At 45.7% G+C, this 18336-nt stretch carries 14 protein-coding genes; 10 read left to right on the plus strand and 4 right to left on the minus strand.

The window, feature by feature from the left end; all coding sequences use genetic code 11:
• Nucleotides 1–151: 151 nt before the first annotated feature.
• The 6 genes from QT994_RS14865 (at nucleotide 152) to QT994_RS14890 (ending at nucleotide 6335) form a co-directional block, all read left to right on the plus strand.
• The gene (locus QT994_RS14865; RefSeq protein WP_333175753.1) at nucleotides 152–1342 is read left to right on the plus strand and encodes a transposase; all 1191 of its coding nucleotides are present in this window, start codon (nucleotides 152–154) and stop codon (nucleotides 1340–1342) included.
• Between the two features lie 211 nt (nucleotides 1343–1553).
• Nucleotides 1554–2225 (plus strand): retropepsin-like aspartic protease, encoded by a 672-nt coding sequence (locus QT994_RS14870; RefSeq protein ID WP_333175755.1) that lies wholly within the window; start codon nucleotides 1554–1556, stop codon nucleotides 2223–2225.
• Between the two features lie 429 nt (nucleotides 2226–2654).
• Nucleotides 2655–4256: a 2,3-bisphosphoglycerate-independent phosphoglycerate mutase gene (gene gpmI / locus QT994_RS14875; protein ID WP_333175757.1), complete on the plus strand. Its 1602-nt coding sequence runs from the start codon at nucleotides 2655–2657 to the stop codon at nucleotides 4254–4256.
• A gap of 465 nt (nucleotides 4257–4721) precedes the next feature.
• Nucleotides 4722–4961: a preprotein translocase subunit SecG gene (gene secG, locus QT994_RS14880; RefSeq protein ID WP_006631642.1), complete on the plus strand. Its 240-nt coding sequence runs from the start codon at nucleotides 4722–4724 to the stop codon at nucleotides 4959–4961.
• A gap of 91 nt (nucleotides 4962–5052) precedes the next feature.
• On the plus strand, nucleotides 5053–5784 hold the full coding sequence (locus tag QT994_RS14885) for a peptidase (RefSeq protein ID WP_333175759.1): 732 nt from the start codon (nucleotides 5053–5055) through the stop codon (nucleotides 5782–5784).
• Nucleotides 5785–5873: 89 nt separating this feature from the next.
• The gene (locus tag QT994_RS14890) at nucleotides 5874–6335 is read left to right on the plus strand and encodes an NUDIX domain-containing protein (protein WP_333175761.1); all 462 of its coding nucleotides are present in this window, start codon (nucleotides 5874–5876) and stop codon (nucleotides 6333–6335) included.
• Between the two features lie 415 nt (nucleotides 6336–6750).
• Here QT994_RS14890 and QT994_RS14895 read toward each other — a convergent pair whose 3' ends face one another.
• Nucleotides 6751–7263 (minus strand): rhodanese-like domain-containing protein, encoded by a 513-nt coding sequence (locus QT994_RS14895; protein WP_333175763.1) that lies wholly within the window; start codon nucleotides 7261–7263, stop codon nucleotides 6751–6753.
• Nucleotides 7264–7641: 378 nt separating this feature from the next.
• Between QT994_RS14895 and QT994_RS14900 the strand changes: the two genes are divergently transcribed.
• Genes QT994_RS14900 through QT994_RS14910 form a run of 3 tightly spaced genes read left to right on the plus strand, consistent with a single transcriptional unit; the run spans nucleotide 7642 to nucleotide 11788 of the window.
• On the plus strand, nucleotides 7642–8361 hold the full coding sequence (locus tag QT994_RS14900; protein ID WP_333175765.1) for a hypothetical protein: 720 nt from the start codon (nucleotides 7642–7644) through the stop codon (nucleotides 8359–8361).
• A gap of 54 nt (nucleotides 8362–8415) precedes the next feature.
• The gene (locus tag QT994_RS14905) at nucleotides 8416–10323 is read left to right on the plus strand and encodes a hypothetical protein (RefSeq protein ID WP_333175767.1); all 1908 of its coding nucleotides are present in this window, start codon (nucleotides 8416–8418) and stop codon (nucleotides 10321–10323) included.
• 4 nt (nucleotides 10324–10327) lie between these two features.
• Nucleotides 10328–11788, plus strand: coding sequence for a DUF1802 family protein (locus QT994_RS14910; RefSeq protein WP_333175769.1), 1461 nt, complete (start codon nucleotides 10328–10330; stop codon nucleotides 11786–11788).
• Between the two features lie 59 nt (nucleotides 11789–11847).
• Here QT994_RS14910 and QT994_RS14915 read toward each other — a convergent pair whose 3' ends face one another.
• From QT994_RS14915 to QT994_RS14925, 3 genes are all read right to left on the minus strand, one after another.
• A complete protein-coding gene (locus tag QT994_RS14915; protein ID WP_333175771.1) occupies nucleotides 11848–12585 on the minus strand; it encodes a Uma2 family endonuclease in 738 nt (245 codons plus the stop codon).
• A 133-nt stretch (nucleotides 12586–12718) separates the two neighbouring features.
• Nucleotides 12719–15730, minus strand: coding sequence for an EAL domain-containing protein (locus QT994_RS14920; RefSeq protein ID WP_333175773.1), 3012 nt, complete (start codon nucleotides 15728–15730; stop codon nucleotides 12719–12721).
• A gap of 269 nt (nucleotides 15731–15999) precedes the next feature.
• Nucleotides 16000–16827, minus strand: a complete 828-nt coding sequence (locus QT994_RS14925; protein ID WP_333175775.1) for a prohibitin family protein — start codon at nucleotides 16825–16827, stop codon at nucleotides 16000–16002.
• Nucleotides 16828–17487: 660 nt separating this feature from the next.
• On the opposite strand from QT994_RS14925, the gene nfi reads away from it, so the two are divergent.
• Nucleotides 17488–18141 (plus strand): deoxyribonuclease V, encoded by a 654-nt coding sequence (nfi, locus tag QT994_RS14930; RefSeq protein WP_333175778.1) that lies wholly within the window; start codon nucleotides 17488–17490, stop codon nucleotides 18139–18141.
• The last annotated feature ends 195 nt before the right edge of the window (nucleotides 18142–18336 follow it).

Here is an 18336-nt window from a genome sequence, read left to right on the forward strand (position 1 = left end):
GTTCTGCAATTACAGCCTGTTGCCGTTTTTAAGTTTATCAAAAATTTGGGTTTTAAACCCCGTCCTAAAAGGACGGCCTTAATTGTAACGTATTAATAACTTACTGAACATTTTATACTGGAGCCTATAGCATAAGATGGGAGGTAAGGCCATGTTAGTTTTTGAGTTTAAGGCATACGGAAAATCGGATCAGTTCAAAGCAGTAGACGAAGCAATTCGTACCGCTAAGTTTGTCCGCAATAGCTGTTTGCGTTATTGGATGGACAACAAGAAAGTGGGCAAAAACGACTTAAATAAATACTGCGCCGTACTAGCTCGCGATTTTCCCTTTGCCGACGAACTCAACTCAATGGCAAGACAAGCTAGTGCAGAACGGGCATGGTCTTCTATCTCCCGATTTTACGATAACTGCAAGAAAAATATTCCTGGTAAAAAAGGGTATCCACAATTTCAAACAGATGGCCGTTCGGTGGAATACAAAACCACTGGATGGAAACTTGCTGACGATCGGAAATCAATCAACTTTACCGATAAAAAAGGAATTGGACGATTAAAACTCAAAGGCACAGGCAATCTACATTTTTACCAAATTAGCCAAATAAAAAGGGTGAGATTAGTCAAACGTGCTGATGGCGTGTACGTCCAATTCTGTGTGGATGTCGATAGAAAAGAAAACACAGAACCCTCTGGTACTACGATCGGATTAGACGTGGGATTGAAGGAATATTACACCGATTCAAACGGAACTACGGTTGAAAACCCGAGGTTTTTAAGAAAAGGTGAGAAAGTCCTCAAACGCTATGGGCGTCGGGTATCCAGGAAAGTGAAAGGTTCAATAAACAGGGGCAAAGCTCGGCAGATTCTAGGTAAGCGCCATCTCAAAATAAGTAGACAACGTAAAGACCATGCTGTGAAATTAGCAAGGTGCGTAATCTCATCAAACGATGTAGTCGTTTACGAAGATTTGAGAATCAAAAAAATGGTAAAAAATCATTGTCTGGCTAAGTCCATTAATGACGCATCTTGGTATCAATTTCGTGTTTGGCTTGAATACTTTGGGAAAGTGTTTGAGAAAATCACGGTTGCGGTGAATCCCCAATACACCTGTCAAGAATGCTCTAGCTGCGGTCAAATTGTGAAAAAAACCCTATCTACAAGAACTCATGCTTGTCAATGTGGTTGTGTCTTGGATCGGGACGAAAACGCAGCTAGAAATATCCTTAGTCGAGGATTAGGTACGGTAGGGCATACCGGAACCTTTGGTCTTGAACCAAGCAACTCTTTGGGAGAATTAGTCTCTACTGTTGCTGGAGAAATCCTGCCTCAGCAAACTGGCTCGTAGATCAAAGAATCCCCACGCCTGAAGGCTGGGGAGTGTCAAGTGTGTTCGATGTTATACGATCGCTTGAAAATTGCCAAGTTTTCCTGATGAGCCGATCGGCCGATTCCCTTCGGGATAGCTCCGCTTCACGAGCGATCGGTTTTTGGGAGCGGGTTAGGATATCAGTGGCGGTTGTTGTTCGACATATTGAATCAATTAAGGTATTTAGATAATGGCAAAAGTGATTCTCAAGCGAATTTGGCGATCGGGCTTGGTTTGTGCGAGCGTTTTGGTGGCTGTGGGATCGGTGGGGGGGGCAGAGGTACATTCTCGTTCACATCAGCCCGAAACCCAGGTGATGACATTGGTGCCCGATGTGAGTTTCCAGTCGCTCGTGAAGCGGAGCTATCCCGAAGGGAATCGCACGATCGCAGGTTCGGGATTGACAACTGGGGAATTGTACTCTCAGTTTTGGAACCCGTCAAATGCTGGTGCCAAACCGCGAGCAAATCAACCGGCGAAGCCACCGGGGAATCCACAGGTATTTCAAGCTAAAATTAAGCGCCGGGCTGGCGGGACGCCGGTGATTGATGTGGTATTTAACGGCAACAAGACTTTTGAAATGATTCTCGATACCGGGGCGAGCGGCACTTTGATTTCTCAGCAGATGGCTACTGCACTGGGAGTGAGGCCTGTGCGTACTGTGAGAGCGGGGATCGCTGACGGTAGCGTTGTCGAGTTGCCGATCGGCGTAGTGCGATCTATTCGGGTTGGGGGTGCTGTGATCCAAAATGTCGAAGTGGCGATCGCCAAACAAATGCAAATTGGTCTGCTCGGTCACGATTTCTTTGGCAATTACGATATAAAAATTAAAAAAGATGTTGTAGAATTTTATGTCCGCTGAGAGTGAGCTGAGTCGGAAACCGATTTTTGCTCAACTCCTGTCCTGTAAAGTTATTCGCAGCCCCGTCAAGGCTGTTAAATTTATTTTTTGAGGCAGTAGCAAAACCCAACCAAGTATGGTATGGTTTCTAGTGTTTCAACAGCCACCGACGGTTAAACTATCCGTGAAATCTGGCCGCAAAAGCACGGCCGCTGTTGGTGATATCGGTAACAGTCTTCGACTGTGGATTCACAGTTCAAGCCCAGGCAACCCATTAAACAATTCGCAAAGCAGTCGCACTTAGTTCCCAAAATGCTGTGACTGAGGGAAATTTGGTTGGCTTTGTTCAGCGGGAGCTTAGAAAATATGTAAACTGATTAGCGGCAGATGTTCCGCAAAATCGGAAATCATGACGATCGAGAAATTAATTATTGTAAATAAGGTATTCACATGGCACAAGCGTCTGTATCTCCTGTAGTGCTGATTATTCTAGACGGCTGGGGTTATCGTGAAGAAAAAGACGGAAATGCGATCGCCGCGGCAAAAACACCCGTGATGGACAGTCTCTGGGCCGCTTATCCCAGAACTCTGATTAAAACATCGGGTCGGGCGGTAGGGCTGCCAGACGGGCAAATGGGTAACTCAGAGGTTGGTCACTTGAATCTGGGCGCAGGCCGCGTGGTTCCTCAAGAGTTGGTGCGGATCTCGGATGCAGTGGAAGATGGTTCTTTGCTCAACAACCGGGCGCTGGTTGGGCTTTGCGAGAAAGTGCGGCTTCGAGGTGGCAAGTTGCACCTGACTGGTCTTTGTTCCGAGGGCGGGGTTCATTCCCATCTCAGTCATATTAAGGGTTTGCTGGAATTAGCAAAGGCACAGGGAATTTCTGAGGTTTGCATTCACGCGATTACAGACGGCCGTGATACTACTCCGAAAGAAGGTGTCGAAGCTTTAGGCAAAATTGAAAGTTATATCGAAGAGGTAGGGGTAGGTCGGATTGCGACAATCAGCGGCCGCTACTACGCGATGGACAGGGACAAGCGCTGGGATCGGGTGCACCGCGCTTACGAGGTGATGACGACTGAGGGCGCGCCTGACGGTCGATCGGCAGTTGATGTGTTGCAGGCCTCCTATGCTGAAGGAGTGACCGACGAGTTTGCAGTTCCGACTCGGATTGCGCGGGGGGCGGTGGCATCCGGGGATGGGGTAATTTTCTTTAATTTTCGCCCGGACAGGGCTAGAGAATTGACTCAGGCTTTTGTATCTCCCGATTTTAAGGGATTTGAACGGCAGTTAATTGAGCCGCTGACGTTTGCGAGTTTTACTCAGTACGACCCGAAGTTGTCGTCGGTAATGGTAGCTTTTGAACCGCAGAATTTGAACAATATTCTGGGCGAGGTGATTTCTAAGCACGGTTTGCAGCAGTTGCGGACGGCGGAAACAGAAAAGTACGCTCATGTGACTTATTTTTTTAATGGGGGTCTGGAAGAGCCTTTTCCAGGGGAACACCGCGAGTTGGTGCAGAGTCCGATGGTGGGGACTTACGATGAGGCGCCGGAGATGTCGGCGGCCGTGGTGACGGATGGGGTGGTGACGGCTTTGGAAAAGGGGATTTATTCGTTTATGGTGATTAACTACGCTAACCCGGATATGGTTGGTCATACGGGGATGATGGATGCGACGATAATTGCGATCGAAACTGTGGATAAATGTTTGGGGCGGCTGTTGAGTAGCATTAGTAAAGTTGGGGGAACGGCAATTATTATTGCTGACCACGGAAATGCAGAGCAGATGTTTGACGAGGACGGGAATCCTTGGACGGCTCACACTACTAACCCGGTTCCGTTTATTCTGGTAGAAGGCGAAGGTCGGAAGATTCCCGGTCACGGAACGGATGTTCCTCTGAGGACGGATGGTTGTTTGGCGGATATTGCGCCGACGATTCTGGAGCTGTTGAGGTTGCCTCAGCCCCCGGAGATGACGGGACGCTCTATGATTGAACCCGCTAATTTTGAAGTTCGCGCCAATCGCACTCCGGTGCGAGTTCGATTGTAGTAGGGACGCAGCAATAGGGACAAAGGCTTTCGCCCTTATTCGTGTCAATTTAACGTCAAACCCAGTCACAGAATGCTGTTTGACTATTAAGCCTAGATCTCCCTGGCGCCCCCCTTCTTAAGGGGGGAACCGGAAATGGATCAAAGTCCCCCTTCTTAAGGGGGATTTAGGGGGATCGAAACTTGACTACAACAACAACGTAGTAGGGGTCTGCTGTTTGACGATAAGGATTCGATCCCCCCTAGCCCCCCTTAATAAGGGGGGAACCGGAAATGGATCAAAGTCCCCCTTCTTAAGGGGGATTTAGGGGGATCGGGACTCAGGTAAAAGCGATATTTATCAAGGGTTTTAGTCTTAAGTTGACACCAATGGGCTCTTGGAGTGTCCGTGCATAAATTGTGTGCGATCGACCGAATTTGATATGATGATTGATTACCGATTACTAATTACCAATTACCCCTGATTATGAATATTATTTCTGTGTTACAAGTTATCTGGTCTTTGTCTGCTTTAGGACTTGTGATTTTTGTATTGCTGCACAGTCCTAAAGGCGATGGCATTGGAGGGATAGGCGGACAAGCTCAATTGTTTACCAGCGCCAAGAGTGCGGAAACGAGTCTGAACCGGATTACTTGGGGTCTGTCTATTGTTTTTATGGGTTTGACTGTGATTTTGAGTGCTGGTTGGTTGGCGCCTAAGTTATAAGATTTGGATTTTTAACCGCAGATGAACGCAGATAGACGCAGATAATCTCAAGTTCATCTGCGTTTATTTGTGTCTATCTGCGGTTGCAAAAATGCGGTTGTGGAAAGTTACGCTAAAACCTCGATTTCTGGCTGGTTTCGGATTGGCTTTATGTTGTTTTAGCCTGATAATTTTTAGTCAGGCTAATACTCCGGCGGCGAGTCTTTCTCCTCTCCCGAATAGTTTGCCGAATCCACAGGTTCATCCTTTGCCGCCAACGCTAGCGAATTGGCAAGATTCCACGGATAGCGGTGATTATTTTGACCAGGTTAAGCCACCGAATTTCGGTCATTTGTTGTGGTCTAAGTTTCCGATTCAGGTTTATGTTGAGCGTCCCGTTGATTCTAGTAAGTCTGAAGAATGGGTGGCGGCTGTGTTGGATGTTGTCCGGGAATGGGGGGTTTATTTGCCTTTGGAAGTGGTGGATAGTTCGGAGGTGGCTGATATTAGGATTTTACGTCGGGCTCCGCCTTTGCGTCAAGGGGTTTTGCGATCGCGCTCTGGAGAGGCCACCTATGAATTGTACGCCCGTCGGGATGGGGATAAAACGGTGTTATCTCATCGGTTTTCGGTTTTTTTGAATCCGAATCAAGTGGGTAAGTATGTTCCGGCGACGGCGCGGCACGAGTTGGGTCACGCTTTGGGAATTTGGGGTCACAGTTTGATGGAAACTGATGTGCTTTATTTTTCTCAGGTGAGAAATCCTCCGCCTATTTCAGCGAGGGATGTTAATACTTTGAAGCGGGTTTATGAACAGCAGACTCGGTTGGGGTGGGAATTATAGTTACGGGCGAATGGAATTGGCTTCTACACAAACCAAGTCCCCCTTCGCGGACTCTAAAAACACGATAGTTAATAGGAAGGAGAAGAAAGATGAAAGATGAAGCTTTTGGGATTGTGCCAGTTTTTGCAACTGAAACTGATAGTTTGTTTTTGTTGATTCAACATCAAGCCGGACATTGGGCGTTTCCTAAAGGTCACGCGAATCCGGGGGAATCGGCGCTAGAAACGGCGAAGCGGGAGTTTGAGGAGGAAACTGGCATCCGCGATTGTGAAGTGCTTGCGGAGCCTAGTTTTGTGGAACGTTATTCCTTTGTTAAGGAAGGGAAGCCTAGTTCTGTGCAACATTATTCCTCTGCGAAGGAAGGAGAATCAATTGAAAAGACTGTTACTTACTTTGTGGCTTTTGTAAAGTCAATGGAAGTTCAGTTGCAAGTAGAGGAAGTTCAAAATTCTGCCTGGAGTTCCTTTGAGGATGCAGTTAAGCTGATTACTTTTGATGGGAATCGGCAAATTTTAAGGGAAGTCAAAGCATTTTTGGACGCGAGGAAGTAGTCTTAATCAGTGTTGGACGCACACAGTTGTTTATGTAGGGTGCGGAATGCGAACCTTACACTATAAGTCAATACGGTTCCGTTAAGCTCGATCTCCCTGGCGCCCCCTTAAAAAAGGGGGGGACAAGAACTTGATCAAAGTCCCCCAACAACCAGGGGGATTTAGGGGGATCTCCGAGGAATAAATAGTTTTAACCCAAGCGTATTGCGCTATAAGTAGCGTGTCAAAGCACTTTTTGCGTCCAGGACTGTTAATATTTAGTCTGGTTATACGATCGCAATTAAGTTTGTAGTAAGGACGTTAGTGCTTAGTGGCCACAAGCTTTAAGAGAGGGCTCCAGTCCTTACTACAAACAAATTGTTTTGTTAGATACCCCACTTCTTGAAAAAGTCGGGTATCTAGGTATTGTGTGAGATTATTTGTGGGTTTTCTGGGTATCGGCGTGGTGTTGCAAGCGAGAAAAAACGTTGTAGGCGTCGGGGCCGGGAGTATCGTGTTCGCCAGAGCCGTCCATGGGGCCCTTAATGGCTTTCCAAGCAGGAATTCCGCCTTTTAGTTCGGCAACTTTTTGAAAGCCTGCTGCGCGGAGAAGATTGGCTGCTTCGGCGGTTTGTTGGTCGTTTTCGCCGTAGATGTAGATGTCGCGGACGGGTTCTAGGCTGGATTTTGCTCGCTCTACTAAGTCTTCCATTGGCATCATTACGGCGCCAGTAATGTGGCTTTTGGCGAAGCTTTCAAAATCACGAGCGTCGATGATTGTGAGTCCGGGTTCGCCCCAATCTAAACGGGCTTTAAGGTCGTGGCTAGATGCTTGAGCTTTTAAACCGGGAGGGGTGGGAGTCAAATCGGGAAGTTTTTCTTTGATGTCGGAAATTTGGTCGGGAATAGTTTTCATGGGTAAAATGTTGTTCAATGTTTTGATTGCCATTGCAATGTAACAAGATGTTTAAGTTGAATTCGTCTTTCTAAAGGCTGAATCTGGCATTGAACTAAAGTCGCAGTTAAGCTGGGTTGCAGGTAGTTAATTAAGGTTGGGATCGCTAGATTTGTTGAGTTTGCTAGAGGAAAGCGGGCTGTGCTTCAGATGGTTTTATCGCATTTTCTGTGGAGAATTTGAAGTGCGATCGCTCGTTAGATTAGCTATTATATCAAACGATTTTCTTTTAGTCAATCACAATTATTTTAAAATAAAATTTGCCTAAGTTGTGTACAGCCTCGGGCGGGATTTTGCTGAAAAGTTGAGATATTTGGCAGCAAGATTTATGATAAAATTTGATACTAAGAACAAGTATTTAAAGGTATGAAGATGTCTGAGAAAGATGAAGTTGCGGTGCCTAAGACTTTGACAGCCGAAGAGCAAGCGGTATGGGATGCTAAGGCAAAAGTTCGGGTACTGCTGAATTTGTGGGATTTGGGCGGCGGCAAAATGATGGTAAAAAAGGGGGATTTGACTAAGCGGATTGTGCGGACTAATGAGACGAGTCAGAGATATCTGGAAGTGCTGGGCGAGTTGCAGGCGACTGGGGCGATCGAGTATTCGCTGGTAAATCGGGTGACGCTGGTGGAATTGACGGCGAAAGGGAAAGAAGTTTTAGCGCAGGGGCTGAAAAGTCGGGATTCTTTGTTTGAGTTTGATGGTTCTCAAATTGGTACTCGGCTGGGAAATTCTTTGTTGAAGTGGATTCGGCATCAGGATGGTGCGGCGAGTGTTCGGGTTGAGAAAGCGAAGGGGGATGTAGGGACGATCGCATCCTATGACGATTTTAAGGCTGTGGCATTGGATGTATATGACAGCTTGAACCGGGATTATAACTTAGACGATTTAGTGCCGATTTATCGGATGCGTCGGGCGATCGGGGAAATGGTAGGGCGATCGGAGTTCAACGAGTGGCTGTTGGAAATGCAGGCTCAAGATATTCTCCAACTTATAGGTGGCAGTGTAGAAGACAGCGCCCCTGACAAAATCGAAGATTCTATCACCACAAAAGTGAACGGTTTGCGCTGCTATGTCAAGCGTTTAACCTAATTAATTTGAGTTAGTAGTGCATTCGCTCCTTTATCTTCACACCCACACAAAACGATGAATGACTTTCACTCCTCAATCTCCGACCTGAACAAAGCTATTGCAAGTCAAAACCCTTTTGACAGATCGTTAATAGTCAGGAGCAATGATATTTGGAACCCAAGTTTTCCTGACGTTCCTTCTATCAATGCTCATGCCTCTGATGCTATCTTTCAGGCGATCGAGCAAATCCGCGCCCGGTATCGCACAGTTAGTGGCATCACGATCAAAGCTGAAAAAGGTCTAGGAAAAAGCCACCTAATCAGTCGGATTCGCAGCCGCCTCCTAGAGGAAGGTGGTTCTTTCTTTGTTTATATGAGCGACGTAGACTATGGAAATTTAAACCGAGTCCACGCTAACTTTCTAAACACTTTGTCTTTAAGCCTGAAACAGATTGGTAACGAAGGCGTAATGCAGTGGCAAGAACTAGCAACTGCTTTGATAAATGAGGCATTAGGAAAAACTCACATACCTCAAAATTTAGTCAAGCAATTTTCGGGGGCATTAGCTAAAAATCCTAAATTAGTTGATCGCTTAACTGAAAAAGTGCTTCAACTGAAGCCAAACATCGAAAATCCTTATTTAATCCAGGCTATTCTGTGGACACTTTCTTCAGATAAAGTGAGCTTTGCAACCAACTGGCTGTCTGGAAAAGCATTGGCACAGGGACAAGCTGATGCAATGGGTTTACCCAATTCTACAGAAGAGGATAAAGAAGGTGAAGCATTTCAGACTGTTTGTCAAATTTTAGACTTAATCGGTGATTACAGAACTCTAGTAATTGGCTTTGATGAATTAGAGAGTGTAGATCGGAATGAAGCTGGTTTCAGCAGGGCGCAGGTCCTCGCCCTCTTAGTAAAAGACCTGTACGGTAAAATTAAACGAGGTGTCTTAATGACAGCTATGTTTGATGAAACTTGGCAATTTCAAATTAGAGCATTACCCCAGGCCGAGTCAGTCACAGCTAGAATGGGTGAAAAGATTTTTGATTTACAGTATTTGAATGCTGATGATGTAGTGACTCTAGTTTCTCAATGGCTCAAAGAATTTTATGACAGTAAAGGTTTAACTCCACCTTATCCCGTTTATCCTTTTCAGGAAGGTGAATTAAGAGAACTGGGGAAAGAAAAATTAATTGTCAGAAAGGTTTTAGAGGAGTGTGCTAAGAATTGGAAAGTACCTAACGATCCCACTCCACCGCCAACAGCAGCAGATCCACTCCATCAAGTTGAACTTGCTTTTAACAACGAACTGAATGCACTTGAGGAAACAATCGAGAAATATTTTGACGATAGCAATATTTTAGCCGAGGCTCTATATTTGGCATTCCTTGCAGTCAAAGGGGAGACTGTAGAACGAATGCAAGTTGAGGAGATTGAAAAGGTACAAACTAAAGCTGTAGACAAAGGTTATCTCCACTTTAGAATTCGAGGCAAAGAAAATGGAAAGTCTGTCAAGATAGTAGTAGCAGTTGTTCAAGAATCTGGGGCAAAGTTTGTCAGTGCCGCATTAAAGCGATTAATTGAGTATCAAAAGTTTGATATGACTCGCGGTTGTTTAGTTCGTTCTAAAGATGTTAAACCGAAGACAGTAGGAAAACAGTGTTTGGATCAACTTCTTTCTCAAGAACTCGGTGGAGAGTTTGTCAAGCTTGCGAGTGAAGATATCAAGCCTCTCTTAGCCATTTATTTGGTCAACAAGGCTCGCACAGAGTACGATGTAACCGAAGACCAAATACTGGAGTTTATTGTTCACAAAAAACTCGCGACCGAAAATTATATAATTTGTGAAATTCTTAGCGATCCGTCGGGTCAGATTCCTGATGGGTTGGTTGATGAAAATGAGATAGCTGAAAGTACGTTCATACCTGATACAACGGAAATTAACAACCTCGACGAAGCACTTGATAAGTTATTAGGTCAATAAGTGGATGAGTTATTCTGTTTTTGTTGATACGGCTTTGCAGTTACCTGCGCCAGATGTGGAAGCCTTAATCGAAGGGCGAGTGATTGCAGCCATGCCTCGAATTTTCATCGAGCCTGGTAGGTCATTTGCCCTATATCCAGCCAATATCTCAATTAATTTGCTCCCCCATGAGCAATACTACCGAGCGAGTTTTTTACCAATTGCTAAAACCTCATTTTCTCAGTTAAGTTCTGAGACGGTTGTGATAAAAGCTTGGGCTAAATGCGAATTTTGCCAAATACTAAACGAGCCAGAATCATTAGAGGCTTTGTCGCAGTTAACAGTCTGGACAACAGAGGCATTACAGCAAATTATCCTGCAACGTCGTTATATTTTTCTAACTCATCTTCGCGTCTATCTGCTACCTCAGCCGCTGGAAATGCCAGCGCCTCCCAACGGCAATTTTGTATCTTTGCCAAAAGCCCTAACTGTTACTGACTCAACGCCTGTGTTGAGCGATAATATCTTTGTTAAACGTCGTCAAAAACTGGAAAAACTAGAGCCGCCAGAACATCCAGAATTAGAAGAGTTGCAAAGTGCATTAGTGCATTTATCCACCACCAACCCAAAAGCCAAACAACTACAAGCAGAAATCAAAATGTTTCTAGGTGGGAGTAGCGATAAGCCTGTAAAACCCATCAAACCGGATTTAGCTTGGATAAATACCATAACAGCTTTGGGAAATCGCACCAAAGAACTAGATACAAACAAAAGCAACTATCAAGCAGGAACAGACTTTGAAATTGTAGTGCGCGATAGCCTTGAGTTTTTGGGATTTACCATAGATTATGCTCACAAAGGTGGTGCTGGCGGCTTAGATTTATTATGCTCCAAACCTTACCCCTTAGTTGGCGAGTGCAAAGCCGGGAAAAAAATCCCTAACGATACAGCAGTTCAATTGCTGAATTTAGGAACGCTACGGCTCAAAGATAAAGAAACACTCGCAAAAGCAACTAAGTTGATTATTGGCCCTGGCGTTCCAACTACTCAACTTATGGAGGCAGCCAAAGTACACGGTATGGCAATTATGAACCCTGAAACGCTTGAGAAACTGGTTAAACTTCAAAGCAACTATCCTAACTCGGTGGATTTATTTAAACTGAAAGAATACTTAAAACCGGGACAATCTGATGATGAAGTTGCTAAATATATTGAGCAACTTGAACAAGAAATTAAAGTGCGATCGCACGTTCTTTCTATTCTGAAAAAGTATCACGAAAATTCTGGTTCTGAACGAGCAAGTGTCGATGCTCTTAGCGGTGCGTATTCAATGTCTAACCCACCCAAGAAGTTGTCCCGCGAAGAGTTGCACGAAATTTTAGTAGAACTTTCTTCTCCGCTGACAGGTTATGCAGGGCGAATTAAAGGCGAAGATTTAGGGCGCGATCGCTTTTATTTCCTGCGCGATTTGCCGCTAGATGATTGAAATACGTCAAGGGCGATTCCGCACGGGATAGCTTCGCTTCACGTACTTGATCCAATTTCCTACACAGCATCAGGATCTACCCCCAACTCCCGTAACCTCGCCGCCAATCTTTCAGCGCGTTGTTCGACTGTTTGTAGTTGCTGCAATTGAGCTTGTTCCGCCTTAATTAACCCTTCTACCAATGGCGGATCTAAAATTTCATTTACTGATAATCTCAGATTGGGGAATACTACAGATTCCATTTCCTCACCCGGCAAGTAATTTACCTCTGTATAAATGTCATCACCTTCGAGAAATGCCATAACTCGCACCCGCTGTCTGTTTTCTGCTGGGTCAACTATTACATATTCCGGCACGTTAGCTTGTTCGTACTCTCCTCGTTTAGTTATATAGTCTGCCCGCCGATCTTGACTAACTACTTCTATTACTAATAACGGCGTTTCATCAAAGTCAAGTATTCCCGAACCACGTCTAGCAAGAGCTTGCTGCCACAAGCTTTCTGTGCAAACAACTACATCGGGAATGCGAGATGTCGCCTCTTCGGTTCTCACTCCTACAGAAGTTTTGACGACTAAATCGAGATTGTGTTCAGCTAAGTAACGCTGCAATTTGTAAACCCAAAATTCGCAGATGCTTGTATGTAATGCACTAGCCGTTGCCATCGCTATTAATTTGCCTTTGTACAATTCATATTGTACATCGTCATTGCTTTGATAAACTCTGTATTCTTCAAAAGTTAATGTCGGCGAAGTATCGAGCTGTTTTTCTTCGACTGCTGGCACAATAGATTGAGACATATATTTTTACCTATCTCGATAGTTTGCTATTATATTCAATTTTAATTTTAACACTCAAGGCATTGAGTACAAAAAGCTCGATCGCCCTTATTGACAATCAAGCAATTTGATCCGGTTAAATATTTAGTTAAGTTCACCATTTGGGCGATCGCCTCAACAACGCTGTAGCTGCCTCACTGTCGAGAGGTTTAGAGAAAAAGAACCCCTGACCGTACTCACAGCCGATCGCCCGCATTTGAGCCAATTGGACGGCGGTTTCGACCCCTTCTGCCACTACCTCCATCCCCAAACTGCGGGCCAGCATGACGATCGCCCGCACGATTTCCAAATTTTCGCCCATTTCCCCGATGCGACTGACAAAAGAGCGATCGACCTTCAAAATATTAATCGGGAACTTGTGCAAATAACTCAGAGACGAATAACCAGTGCCGAAATCATCAATACACAGCCCGATACCCAAGTCTCTCAACTGCGAAAGCATCCCCGCCGCCGCTTCCCCATCCTCCATCACCACACTCTCAGTAATCTCCAACTTCAAACAGCGAGCGTCAACACCTGTTTCCAGCAAAACTTGCTTAATTTGCTCGATCGATTCCGGTTCCGCAAACTGCCTTCCGGAAAGATTTACTGCGACTGTCAGCGGCGAATTTCCCACAGGTAAATTCAAACTCTGCCACTTAATAATTTGGCGGCAGCTTTCGTTCAAAACCCACAAACCCAAAGGCGTAATTAACCCTGTTTCCTCCGCCATCGCAATAAATTCCATCGGGGAAACTAAACCCCGTTCCGGGTGCAGCCAGCGCACCAGCGCCTCAAATCCGATAACAGAGCCGCTTTTTAAACAAACGATCGGCTGATAATAAACAGTAAAAGGACATTCCAATTTAAAAGGAGCCAATGGCGACTTCGGACGCTCCAACTTGCGATCAATTTCGCTCATCGGCGAGTTGTCCTCCACCGCCACACATCCGAAATCCAATATGGAATATTTCAAATTTAGTTCTTCAACCGACTCCCGCAAATCGTGTTCCAAGTGCATCAAAGCCACAGCCTGAGTGTGCATCGCACTGGTAAAAACTTCGTAGCGAGCTTTACCGAGAGCTTTTGCCCGGTACATCGCAATATCAGCATCGCGCAAAATATCTCCCGGCCACTGATATTTGTCGGTACTTAAAGCAATGCCGATGCTAGCAGTAATTAAAACTTTATTACCTTCCAAAGAAAGCGGTTGTTCGATTGTTTTGAGAATTTCCTTTGCTTGGGCGATCGCCTCATCAACACCGTGAATTTCTTCTAGCAAAATCACAAATTCATCTCCCCCCAGACGAGCCACCGTATCGCCCGGCCGCAAACAAGTCAAGAGACGGCGAGCCACAGCCACCAACAGCCGATCGCCCGTGCGGTGTCCCTGACTGTCATTAATCACCTTAAACCTGTCCAAATCCAGAAACAGCACCGCAAACTGATAGCTCGGATGCCGTTGCGCGCGGGCAAAAGCTTGCCCCAACCTGTCAGTCAACAAACCGCGGTTCGGCAACTCCGTCAGCGCATCGTGTAAAGCATCGTGTAACAGTTGTTCTTCAGCCACCTTGCGCTCAGTCACGTCGTGACAGTTGACCACAATTCCCCGCACCGAAGGTTCGTCGAGCAAATTCGTCGCCACCGCTTCCAACACGCACCAGGAACCTTCCTTGTGCCGCACTCGGTATTCGGCCATTCCCAGGCTAACTTTCGGCGTTTGCATGACACCTTTGAACACTTGATCCACCATCGGCAATTCGTCAGGGTGAATCAAGTCAAATATAGACCGGCCGAGGACTTCCGCCGTCGGGTAGCCCAAAATCCTCTCTAGGGAAGGAGATACATAGCGGCAAAAGCCTTTCTCGTCGAGAATCACAATAATGTCTCTAGCATTTTCAATCAACGATCGAAAGCGCTTCTCGCTTTGTCGCAGCTCTTGTTCAGTGCGCTTGCGGTCGGTAATGTCGGTATTAATGTAAATCAGACCGATAATTTTCCCTGTGCGGTCTTTAATCGCATCTGCCCGCAGCAGCATTGGCAAAATTTGGCCACTTTTAGTGCGGTTAGCAACTTCACCTGACCAAGAATAACCCTGGGCGATCGTGTCGAGTACCTCCCTGGCGACTGTGGCGTCAGCAAAAACTGCCGATATACCTCCAGCCAGCTTAAATTCCTCTGCGGTGTCCCATTCAAATAGCTGAGAAAACGCTTGATTTTGATAGATGTGAGTGCCGTCCGCATCGCTGATGCCGATCGCGTCGCTCGAACTTTCCAGGGCCTTGCGAGTCAGCACCAGAGCTTGTTCGGCCCGCTTGCGCTCGGTAATGTCAATCCCTACCAGACAAGCTGCTTTGCCCCGATCGTACTTTTGAGCCACAATCAAATAGTATCCATCCGACTGTCCCCCGTCAGTTTGTAGCTTAACGTTGAGTTCTTTAACCGCTTCCGTAGCGTCGCCGGCAAAAAACTCCACCACAAAAGAGTTAAAATCCGAGCTAGCGCCCAGAAAACCAATATCTTGACCGACAAAAGCCGACGGCCGCAAACCATGCAGTTTGGCTAAATGCTGGTTAACCCCCAAATAGCGCAAATCCGAGCTGATCCAAGATACTGTTCCCGGAACTGCGTCCAAAATCGTTTGCAGTTTGTCGTTAGCTTGCTGCAATGCTTGCTGCACTTCACCGATGGGTTCCGACAAGTCAGACTGAACTCCTACGAAGTGAGTCAAATTAGCGCTGTCGTCTCGCACGGGAGATAGCGATAATTTGGTCCAAAAAGGAGTGCCGTCTTTGCGGTAATTTTTGATTGTTGTGTGGATTTCTCGACCTTGGCGCAAGGCGTCGCGGATCTTAGCTACAGTAGTTCGATCGGTATCCGGGCCTTGCAAAAATCGGCAATTGCGCCCCAAGATTTCATTGGCGCAGTAACCTGTCATCCGTTCAAAGGCCGGATTGCAATAAATTATGGGACAGTCGGGTGCATTGGCGTCAGCAATAACAATGCCGCTGCTAGTAGCGGCCAAAGCTCGATCGCTTAGCCACACGGCTTTTGACGCAGTATGGCGATCGCCGACACCCCCCACTTCACCTAAATTAGAAATTGACTGGTTCTCGCGATCTCCCATCAGCCGAAGTTTCAAGCTAACCTTTACAATTTCCGAGTTGCTTCTTACTTTAGCGTTTTTCAGGGTTCGCGCCACGTAAATTCTATAGTGATACTTAAGTAAGCGGAATTTAACCTTAGTTGTTAGTTGTATTTTCTACGCTTGCTGTTGGGCATTTAACAAAGCACATCTTCACTTCGGCAGTGAAAAACCCTCTATTCTTCTCCCCCTCAGACTCTCTCCCCCTCTCCCCTTCTCCCCGCGCTCCGTTAATCGGGATGTCGAGCAGCTTATTTAGCAGGAGTTGCAGCTTGAGAGCTCGGCGGCGCAATATTAATTAACGGCAAAGTTCCGCCTCCTCCCATTACTGTCGGAAACTGGCCGTTCCATTTTTCAATCGCTTGCTGCTGCAAAATTTCGGCTGTTAAAGTTTGTCGTTGCAAGCGTTGAGCTTCAGCTTTACCTTTAGCACGGTTAATTTCAGCTTGAGCATCTTGGGTGGCTTTTTGAACTGTAAATTCTGCTTGTTTAGCTTCTTGTTCTGCTATTTGTTTGGCTTCGATGGCTTTGCTAAATTCGGGAGAAAAGCCAAAATTTATTAACGAAACATCTCTGACGATGACGCCGTAAGGTTCCAAACGCTTTTTGAGGGTGTTGTCTATTTCTGTTTTTAGTTCCGTGCGCTTAGTGATAATTTCTTCTGCGGTCTTTTTAGAAGTTGCTGCTTTGAGGACTTCCGAAATTGCCGGACTAAGAATGCTGGTAACAATTTGTTCTTCGTCTCCTATTTGTTGGAAAACTTGATTGACGTGGGCGGGGTCAACATTCCAGTTGACTGCCAAATCTGTAGTAATTTTTTGCAAGTCTTTGGATGCTGCATCTGCTTGCAGGTCGGTTTTTTGTACCCGCACGCTGAGAGTTTTTACAGAAGTGACGATCATCGGTAAAATCGGGTGGATGCCTTCATCTAAAATCGCGTCTTGAATTTTGCCGAACCGCATCATGACGCCCCGTTCCCCTGCGCCGACGATCGCAAAAGGTCTTAAAATTAAGGCGGCGATGATGAAGACGATGCCACCGACGCTGTAGAGAGCTAGGTTGTACCGAACACTTTGCATGGTTTTCATATGTTAACTCAGCTATCTTGTGTTACTGGATGTTAGTTTTCTATTCGCTCTTATCTAAAATTATAACTTCATGTTCAGGGTATAACAACTCATAAATTCCTTTAGTTTTTTCATAAAAGCCATATATGTTTGATAGTCGGAGAGGCTCTTAAATAAAAAAATGTTAAATTGCCGTTACATTGAGGCTCTGGTATGAACAATGGCATTTGTACCTAGCTGAAATTATTGATGAATAAATGTTTCGATTATCTTGACAATGAGGAGTATTTTAGATAAAAAAGAAGTAAATAAATAGCTCGAACGCTCTCCGACAAGAAATAAAATGGCGATCGGAAAGAGAAAGCTTTCTCTAAAGCTAAAAAATCCGCATCAAAGAGGTATTTTTTGTAAATTTTGAGTAGAAAATTCGAGGTGCGTGCCGGTAAAACCTTTGGGGGTTGGTGCAAGCACAAGCGAAAGATAGAATTTCACTCCCACCTACAGACTCTATTTGTAGAATTGGCATCGCCCCCCCTTCCTCAACCCTCCTGAGTAGAAAAAAAGACTCCTTGGGCAAGTTAGGAATTTATAGTTACAAACGATAAAAATCTGAGTTTAAAAAAGCCGGAAAATAAGTTAAGCTTAGATGAGAACGGTTGAAGAAAAATCAAAATGTTACAGCGACACCCTTGGCCGCAGACAGTTGAAGAGGCGATCGTCATTCAAGAACAGCTTCGGTCAGAGGTTATTACCGAAAATCAACTGGAGACAGTTCGGTTCGTCGCAGGCGTAGATGTCGGCTACGACAGTGCAAACGACGTATCGCGGGCCGCTGTAACAGTTCTGAGCTTTCCCCACTTGCAGTTGCAGCAGCAAGCTGTAGTTCGTAGTCCTACAACTTTTCCTTATATTCCGGGTTTCCTGTCTTTTAGAGAAGTGCCGGCAGTTCTCGAAGCTTTGGAAAATATAAGTTTGATACCAGACTTGATATTGTGCGACGGTCAAGGACTAGCGCATCCCCGCAGATTCGGTCTTGCGTGCCATTTGGGGGTTTTGACAGGGATTCCCACGATCGGAGTTGCCAAAAATCGATTTATTGGAGAACATTCAGAAGTCGGGATCGACCGAGGCAGTTGGCAACCCTTGCTGCTGGAGGGATCAACCGTAGGGGCAGCGCTGAGGACGCAAACAGGGGTAAAGCCGATTTATGTTTCGATCGGTCATAAGGTAAACTTGATAAGCGCGATCGCCTACGTCCTGCGCTGCGCCCCAAAATATCGCTTACCAGAAACAACTCGATCGGCCGACCAACTAACATCGGGATAACTGGCAAGCGCGGAAGGCATCAAAAAAAAAGTAAAAAGACCAAAAAAGCATCCGTCTTTGGACTTTTAATTTTTTGAGGTGGCGCCACCCCAGTCAAAAAATCCTCTGAGTCTACCGCCGATCAGCTTTCGGTTCCATCCTTCCAGCGAACTAAAGAATTACTATACCTGAGAAAGAGGTATAAAAGTTGGGGCG

Origin of the sequence: Microcoleus sp. S13_B4 (genome assembly GCF_036700885.1) — a bacterium.
In the GTDB taxonomy this organism is placed as follows: Bacteria; Cyanobacteriota; Cyanobacteriia; order Cyanobacteriales; family Microcoleaceae; genus Microcoleus.

Coding starts and splice junctions, on each gene's coding strand:
- QT994_RS14895 (WP_333175763.1), bottom strand. CDS start 7,263: ATGGCAATCAAAACATTGAACAACATTTTACCCATGAAAACTATTCCC.
- secG (WP_006631642.1), top strand. CDS start 4,722: ATGAATATTATTTCTGTGTTACAAGTTATCTGGTCTTTGTCTGCTTTA.
- gpmI (WP_333175757.1), top strand. CDS start 2,655: ATGGCACAAGCGTCTGTATCTCCTGTAGTGCTGATTATTCTAGACGGC.
- QT994_RS14905 (WP_333175767.1), top strand. CDS start 8,416: ATGAATGACTTTCACTCCTCAATCTCCGACCTGAACAAAGCTATTGCA.
- nfi (WP_333175778.1), top strand. CDS start 17,488: ATGTTACAGCGACACCCTTGGCCGCAGACAGTTGAAGAGGCGATCGTC.
- QT994_RS14900 (WP_333175765.1), top strand. CDS start 7,642: ATGTCTGAGAAAGATGAAGTTGCGGTGCCTAAGACTTTGACAGCCGAA.
- QT994_RS14865 (WP_333175753.1), top strand. CDS start 152: ATGTTAGTTTTTGAGTTTAAGGCATACGGAAAATCGGATCAGTTCAAA.
- QT994_RS14870 (WP_333175755.1), top strand. CDS start 1,554: ATGGCAAAAGTGATTCTCAAGCGAATTTGGCGATCGGGCTTGGTTTGT.
- QT994_RS14910 (WP_333175769.1), top strand. CDS start 10,328: ATGAGTTATTCTGTTTTTGTTGATACGGCTTTGCAGTTACCTGCGCCA.
- QT994_RS14885 (WP_333175759.1), top strand. CDS start 5,053: ATGCGGTTGTGGAAAGTTACGCTAAAACCTCGATTTCTGGCTGGTTTC.
- QT994_RS14925 (WP_333175775.1), bottom strand. CDS start 16,827: ATGCAAAGTGTTCGGTACAACCTAGCTCTCTACAGCGTCGGTGGCATC.
- QT994_RS14890 (WP_333175761.1), top strand. CDS start 5,874: ATGAAAGATGAAGCTTTTGGGATTGTGCCAGTTTTTGCAACTGAAACT.
- QT994_RS14915 (WP_333175771.1), bottom strand. CDS start 12,585: ATGTCTCAATCTATTGTGCCAGCAGTCGAAGAAAAACAGCTCGATACT.
- QT994_RS14920 (WP_333175773.1), bottom strand. CDS start 15,730: ATGGGAGATCGCGAGAACCAGTCAATTTCTAATTTAGGTGAAGTGGGG.